The 7,219-nt window shown below is 55.9% G+C and carries 5 protein-coding genes; all 5 read right to left on the bottom strand.

Annotated features, from left to right (window positions below; all coding sequences use genetic code 11):
• Positions 1 to 2: 2 nt before the first annotated feature.
• The gene (gene pflB / locus IM300_RS02990; RefSeq protein ID WP_193035244.1) at positions 3 to 2,297 is read right to left on the bottom strand and encodes a formate C-acetyltransferase; all 2,295 of its coding nucleotides are present in this window, start codon (positions 2,295 to 2,297) and stop codon (positions 3 to 5) included.
• 15 nt (positions 2,298 to 2,312) lie between these two features.
• Positions 2,313 to 3,521: a propionate kinase gene (gene tdcD / locus IM300_RS02995; RefSeq protein ID WP_193035246.1), complete on the bottom strand. Its 1,209-nt coding sequence runs from the start codon at positions 3,519 to 3,521 to the stop codon at positions 2,313 to 2,315.
• A gap of 29 nt (positions 3,522 to 3,550) precedes the next feature.
• Entirely contained in the window at positions 3,551 to 4,882 is a 1,332-nt protein-coding gene (gene tdcC, locus IM300_RS03000) for a threonine/serine transporter TdcC (RefSeq protein WP_063867614.1), read from the bottom strand.
• 10 nt (positions 4,883 to 4,892) lie between these two features.
• Positions 4,893 to 5,882, bottom strand: coding sequence for a bifunctional threonine ammonia-lyase/L-serine ammonia-lyase TdcB (gene tdcB, locus IM300_RS03005; RefSeq protein ID WP_063867937.1), 990 nt, complete (start codon positions 5,880 to 5,882; stop codon positions 4,893 to 4,895).
• A gap of 96 nt (positions 5,883 to 5,978) precedes the next feature.
• Positions 5,979 to 6,899 (bottom strand): transcriptional regulator TdcA, encoded by a 921-nt coding sequence (tdcA, locus tag IM300_RS03010; RefSeq protein ID WP_063867612.1) that lies wholly within the window; start codon positions 6,897 to 6,899, stop codon positions 5,979 to 5,981.
• Positions 6,900 to 7,219 lie beyond the last annotated feature (320 nt).

Raw genomic sequence — 7,219 nt, forward strand, 5'->3', positions numbered from 1 at the left:
CGTCACATCGCCTGCGTAAACGTCCGCGAAATCACGTCCTGCTGCTGCTCGCGCGTCAGGGCGTTAAACCGCACCGCATATCCTGAAACGCGGATGGTCAGGTTCGGGTAGTTCTCCGGATGGGCAATGGCATCCAGCAGCATCTCCCGGTTCATGACGTTAACGTTCAGGTGCTGCCCGCCTTCGATAGACGCTTCGTGATGGAAATACCCATCCAGCAGCCCCACAAGGTTGGTTTTGCGCACCAGTTCATCCTTGCCCAGCGCCTGCGGCACGATGGAGAAGGTGTAGGAGATCCCGTCCTTCGCATAGGTGAACGGCAGCTTGGCAACCGAGGTTAACGACGCCACCGCCCCTTTCCTGTCGCGACCGTGCATCGGGTTGGCGCCAGGTGCAAACGGCGTACCGCCGCGTCGTCCGTCCGGCGTGTTGCCCGTTTTCTGGCCGTAGACCACGTTGGAGGTGATAGTCAGGATCGACTGCGTCGGCACCGCGTTGCGATACGTCGGCAGCGCCTGGATCTTCTTCATAAAGCGCTCCACCAGGTCGCAGGCGATGCTGTCCACGCGATCGTCATTATTGCCGTACTGCGGATAGTCGCCTTCAATCACGAAATCGACCGCCAGGCCGGTGTGGTCGCGCACCGGTTTCACCGTGGCGTATTTAATCGCCGACAGGGAATCCGCCGCCACCGACAGCCCGGCGATGCCGCAGGCCATGGTGCGATAGACGTCCCGATCGTGCAGCGCCATCAGCGAGGCTTCGTAGCTGTATTTATCATGCATATAGTGAATGAGATTCAGCGCGCTGATGTACTGCACCGCCAGCCAGTCCATAAAGTGGTCGAGGCTCGCCATCACGGTGTCGTAATCCAGCACCTCATCCAGCAGCGGCTCGGTTTTCGGGCCGACCTGGATCTTCAGCTTCTCATCCACCCCGCCGTTAATCGCGTACAGCAGCGTTTTCGCCAGGTTGGCGCGGGCGCCGAAGAACTGCATCTGCTTGCCGATCACCATCGGACTGACGCAGCAGGCAATGGCATAGTCGTCGCTGTCGAAGTCGGCGCGCATCAGATCGTCGTTCTCATATTGCAGCGAGGAGGTGACGATCGACACCTGCGCGGCGTATTTTTTGAAGGCGATCGGCAGCTGTTCGGACCAGAGGATCGTCAGGTTTGGCTCCGGCGCAGGCCCCATGGTGTGCAGGGTATGCAGGTAGCGGAAGCTGTTTTTGGTCACCAGCGTGCGGCCATCCAGCCCCATGCCGCCGATCACTTCCGTGGCCCAGATCGGATCGCCGGAGAAGAGCGTGTCGAACTCCGGCGTGCGCAGGAAGCGCACCATGCGGATCTTCATGATGAAATGGTCGATCAGCTCCTGGGCCTGCATCTCGTTCAGCCTTCCTGCCTGCATGTCGCGCTCAATGTAGATATCAAGGAACGAGGACGTGCGCCCCAGCGACATCGCCCCGCCGTTCTGGGATTTCACTGCGGCAAGGTAAGCAAAGTAGACCCACTGCACCGCTTCCTGTGCGTTCATCGCCGGACGTGAAATATCAAAGCCATAGTTCGCCGCCATCTGCTGGATCTGGAGCAACGCACGCTTATGCTCCGCCAGCTCTTCGCGCAGGCGGATCGTTGCCTCCAGATCTTCTCCGCGCTCCAGTTTTCCCTGAAGATCGGCGAACTGGAGTTCACGCTCGCGCACCAGAAAGCTGATGCCGTACAGCGCCACGCGGCGGTAGTCGCCGATAATGCGACCGCGCCCGTAGCCGTCCGGCAGACCGGTCAGCACGCCAGATTTACGGCAGCGCATCATCTCCGGGGAGTAAACGTCAAACACGCCCTGATTGTGGGTTTTGCGCAGGTCGGTGAACAGGTATTCAAACTGCGGATCCATCTCACGACCGTAGGCGTCGAACGAGCTGCGGATCATGTTGATCCCGCCGTACGGATGCAGGGCGCGCTTGAGCGGCTTGTCGGTTTGCAGGCCGACGATCGTCTCCAGCGCCTGGTCAATATAACCCGGCCCGTGAGCGGTGATGGTGGTGGCGATGTTGGTGTCAAAATCTACCGGAGCGTGGGTGGCATTCTCCTGGCGAATGCCGACCATCACCTTCTGCCACAGCGCCGTCGTTGCAGGCGTCGCCTGCGCGAGGAAAGCTTCATCGCCTTCATAAGGGGTGTAGTTATGCTGAATAAAATCGCGGACGTTAACGGCGTTTTTCCATTCTTCACCGCGAAACCCGGCCCATGCGTCGCTGAAGGGCGCGACGCCCGTATCGATTGTTACTTTCATCAGATTCTCGCTTTATCAGGCGTAAGCCGCAGCCGGGGTGACCTTCCCAAGACGGAGGGCGTCCAGCGCGATCATTTTTTCTTCATTGGTAGGGATAACCGCGCAGGCCACGCGGGAGGTATCAGTGGAGATGACGCGCGCACCCGCGCTGCCCGGCAGAGCGTTTTTCGCCTCGTCGAGCGCGATGCCAAACACCTTCAGGTGTTCCGCCACCAGCGCGCGGATCAGCGTGGAGTTTTCACCGATGCCGCCAGTGAAGATCACGCCATCCAGACGGTGCAGGGACGCGGCGTGACCGGCGATATGCCGCGCTATGCGGTGGACAAAGGTGTGTATCGCCAGCTGCGCCCGCTCATTGCCTTCGTGCCAGGCTTTCTCCAGCGCGCGTAAATCGGAGGAGATGCCGGAGATCCCGAGTAACCCGGACTCTTTGTTGACCACGCGCTCCAGATCCTCGAACGACTGGCCGGTCTGCTGGGCAATCCACGCCATTGCGCCGAAATCCACGTCGCCGCACCGCGTACCCATCACCAGCCCCTCCAGCGGCGTCATGCCCATGGACGTGTCCACGCTCTCGCCGTTACGCACCGCGCAGATGGACGCCCCGTTGCCGAGGTGGGCGATCACCAGGCCGCTGTCCTCGGGGGACAGCCCGAGGAGCGCGTGCGCCTGCGCCGCCACGTAGCGGTGAGAGGTGCCGTGGAAACCGTAGCGGCGAACGCCCAGCTCTTCAAAATAGCGGTACGGCAGACCGTACAGATACGCCTGCGGTGCCATGGTCTGGTGGAAGCTGGTGTCAAATACCGCCACCTGCTGCACGCCGGGGAACAGCCGCTCTGCGGCCTCCACACCGCTCAGGTTGGCGTAGTTATGCAGCGGCGCCAGCGGGGAAACCAGGCGGATCTGCTCAATGACCTCTTCCGTGATGAGGGTCGACTCGCTGAAGAGATCGCCGCCGTGAGCGATGCGGTGGCCAATCAGGGCCACGCTGCTCATCAGGTCGCGCTTCTCCAGCTCGAGGGCGATGGCGGCCAGCGCCCCTTCGTAGTCCTGGTGAGCCAGTCTGACTGGCTCACCCCCGTTCACGGAAATAAAGGCTTTTTCAGTGTTGATGCCGTCCGCAATGCCCGTCAGCAGGGCATCGCAGCCTGCTGCGTCCAGCACCGAAAACTTAACGGAGGACGATCCGCAGTTAATAACCAGTACTACCGGAAATTCAGTCATGTGTTACTCCGCTCTTCCTGAGCTTTGGCTTAAAAAAGTTTGTAGACGATGTTCAGAATGGTCAGCAGGCCGACCACGGTCACGAAGATGTTCTCGGTCCGGCCTTTGTATTTCGCCAGCGCGGGCGCTTTACGAATCGCGTACATCGGCAGCAGGCACAGCAGAGAGGCGATAATTGGCGCACCCATGGCTTCAATAAGGTCGAGAATGTTCGGGTTGGCGTAGGCCACAATCCAGGTGGAGCCCATGATGAAAATCATGCTGATGGTGTTCAGTTTGCCGACAGAGACGCTCTTCTTATCGCCTTTGTAGCCGAACTTGAGGATCAGGCCGTTCAACCCCTCCAGCGTGCCCAGGTAGTGGCCGAAGAAGGATTTAAAGATAGCGACCAGCGCGATGATGGAGGCGCCGTATTCCAGCACCGTGGCGAACGTGGATTTACTGCCCGACATCGAGGCAAAGTGGTTCGCCAGGTAAGAGAGCACCGGAATGTTCTGCGCTTTGGCATCCGCCATGTTCTGCGGAGAGAGCGTAAACAGGCAGCTAAAGGCGAAGAACATCACCACTGCCACCATCAGCAGGCTGGCGCGACCGATGATTTTGGAACATTTCTGCTCGGTGAATTCTTTCCCGAACTCCGGCTCATACTCTTCGCGCTTGGAGACCACGAACGAGGAGACGATAGGCGAGAAGTTAAAGGAGAAGACCATGATGGAGATCCCCAGCCACACCGTGACCAGAATGCCGTCATGTCCGGTAAAGGCGATATCGCTCAGGTTGACCTGGTCGATCACCGCCGAGTTCCAGTACGGGATCAGCGACAGGGAAATCAGCACCAGGCTGGCGATGAACGGGAACACCAGGTAGCTCATCACCTTCACCATCAGGTCTTTCCCGAACCAGATCACAAAGGCCATCAGCAGCAGCAGGAACAGCGCCACCACGCCGCGGTTCAGGGCTGGCAGCTGGAGCTGGTTTTCCCAGAAGGTCATAAAGGTGTTGGTAATGGTTACACCGTAGATCCACAGCAGCGGGCAAATGGCGAAGAAGTAGAGGAAGGTGATCACCACCCCGCCGGTTTTGCCGAAATGCTCTTCCACCGTTTCGGTGATGTTGCCGGAGACGTTACTGCCGGACAAACAGAGGCGCGCCAGCGCGCGGTGGCAGTAGAATGCAATCGGGAAGGCGAGAACCAGCATCAGCAGGATAGGGATCAGGCCGCCAAACCCTGCGCGAATGGGGAAGAACAGCACGCCTGCACCAATGGCGGTCCCGAACAGGCCCAGCGTCCAGGTGGTATCCGATTTACGCCAGGTGGACGTTTTTGTCTGGCCAACGGTAATGCTTTCAGTGTTGCTCATAAGTCATCCTTTATGCGTCAACGAAGCCGGTAATTTGGGAAACACGGGAGAGATCGATATTGCCGCCGGAAATAATGCAGACGGTTTTACGGCCCTGAATATAGTGGTCCAGTTTGCCGCTTAATAACGCCGCGCAGGCCAGCGCGCCCGCGCCTTCCGTCACCACTTTATTTCGCTGAATAAGCGCAATCATGCTGTTGCGAATTTCATCTTCGCTGACCAGCACAATGTCATCGACCAGTTCACGAACAATTTCGAAGGTTAAATTCCCCGGACGAGACACGTCGCAACCGTCGGCTAATGTGCCGGTAACGCGATGGCTGGTTATTTCTCCGGCCTGCCAGGAAGCCGCCATGCCGTGAACGTTTTCAGATTGCACGCCGATAATATTGATTGTCGGGTTAATGGATTTAATCGCCGTTGCAATACCGGCAATTAAACCGCCGCCGCCGATAGGGACAATGACGTTATCCACGTCGTAGAGATCTTCGAGAATTTCAAGGCCGATGGTGCCCTGGCCGGCAATGACTTTCGGATCGTCATAAGGCGGAATAAAAATACGCCCCTCCATCTCGACGATTTCGCTCACCTTAGCGATGGTGTCGTTGAAGTTCTCGCCGTGCAGCACCACTTCCGCCGAATAGTCGCGCGTGGCGGCAACCTTGGATTTCGGCGCGCCCATCGGCATCACCACTTTGCCATCGATACCGAGCATGGCGCAGGAGAGTGACACCCCCTGAGCGTGGTTACCTGCGGAGCAGGCCACCACCCCTTTGCGTTTTTCGGCATCCGTCAGCGAACTTAACTTATTAAACGCCCCGCGTATTTTAAACGAACCGGTACGCTGCATATTTTCAAACTTAAGAAATATCTCGCCCTTACAGCGTTCGCTGAGATAATTTGAGCGCGGCATGCCGGTTTTATAAATTTTTCCCGCCAGGCGCTTTCTGGCGTCCTGAATATCTTCAATGGTTACCGGGAGATCGTAGGTAATGTGCATAATATCCTCGTTATAATAATTCATTGTTTTCAGGCAAAGTCAGGGTATCAGAGCGTTAAAAAGCGTCGCTCCGGGTGTTTTAAAGCGTGATTATTTTTATCGTCGTTTATCGATATTCATCGACGAATATTGTTTTGCCAGTTCAACTAATACTGACGCCGATTTTTTAATACTGTAATTTTTCGACCACACGGCGGCATAACGCGCCACGGGTAATTCATCCTCCACCGGCAGCACGATAAACTGGTCCGAACCGAACGGCGCAATCATGTCACGGGGGATCACCGTCAGGTAATCGGCATTAAGGACAAGGTTATAGATAGTGACGACGGAATCGGTCTGGACGATGTTTTCAATGCTGATGTGGTTGTCTTGCAGGGTGGTCAGGAGTTCGTTGTAGTAGCCCATATCGGTTTGCGGCATCACCCACTGCTCATGCGTAAGTGATGCCAGTCTGGTCGGGCCGGTGCACGTTCGTGATTTACTCGCCACCAGCACAAACTCGGATTCAAACAGTGGCTCAACGTGAAGATCCTGAAGCAACATTCCGTCGCTCAGCGTGCCGATGGCAAAATCCAGCCGTCCATCGCGAATGGCGGGCAGGAATGAAGAGAGCTGCGCTTCATACATGGAGACGCGCGCTTTCGGGAACACTTCCCTGAATTTTTTAATCATCTCAGACAGGAAGGTGAAGCCAATCAGCGACGGATAGCCAAAGGAAACGTCCATGACGGTACTAAAACTGAGGCTGTTGATTTCGCTCACCATGTTTTTCATTTCGCGGGTGATCGACTCAGCGTAGGACAGCAGCACCTGACCGGCGGCAGTGAGTTTTACGCCGGTGTTTTTACGCACCATTACCTCCACCCCGAAGTAGGATTCGATGTCGCTGATGATTTTGCTGACGGCAGGTTGCGTCAGCCCCAGTTGTCTTGCAGCAGAACCTATGGAGCCACTTTTGATGACTTCCTGAAATACCACGAGGTGCTGTGTTTTCGGTAGAATAATAGTATTCATCATATTCTGCGTTTATTTCCCTATGACGCAGCGGATTCTACCCAATAATGTTTCAGGGGGTATGTGCTGTTACTCACAATTCGCCGGAGCGCCCAATTCACACCCACTCCAAAAACCATTTAAATGCTTTTATATCAATAACATAATCAAATAAAAATACGCAATTACGCTGATATTGATCAACAAATCAGGAGGTAATAAATTTATTTTATGGCAATAACCCGCGTGAATTTTTTTGCCTTAGAAATATTAATAAAGGCTATCTTTCAGGCAATTAAAGGTTAATAAATCAACACTACCAATTTAAAACATTTTTGTGG

The sequence above is a fragment of the Enterobacter cloacae complex sp. I2 genome (assembly GCF_014896205.1).
Classification (GTDB): Bacteria; Pseudomonadota; Gammaproteobacteria; order Enterobacterales; family Enterobacteriaceae; genus Enterobacter; species Enterobacter quasihormaechei.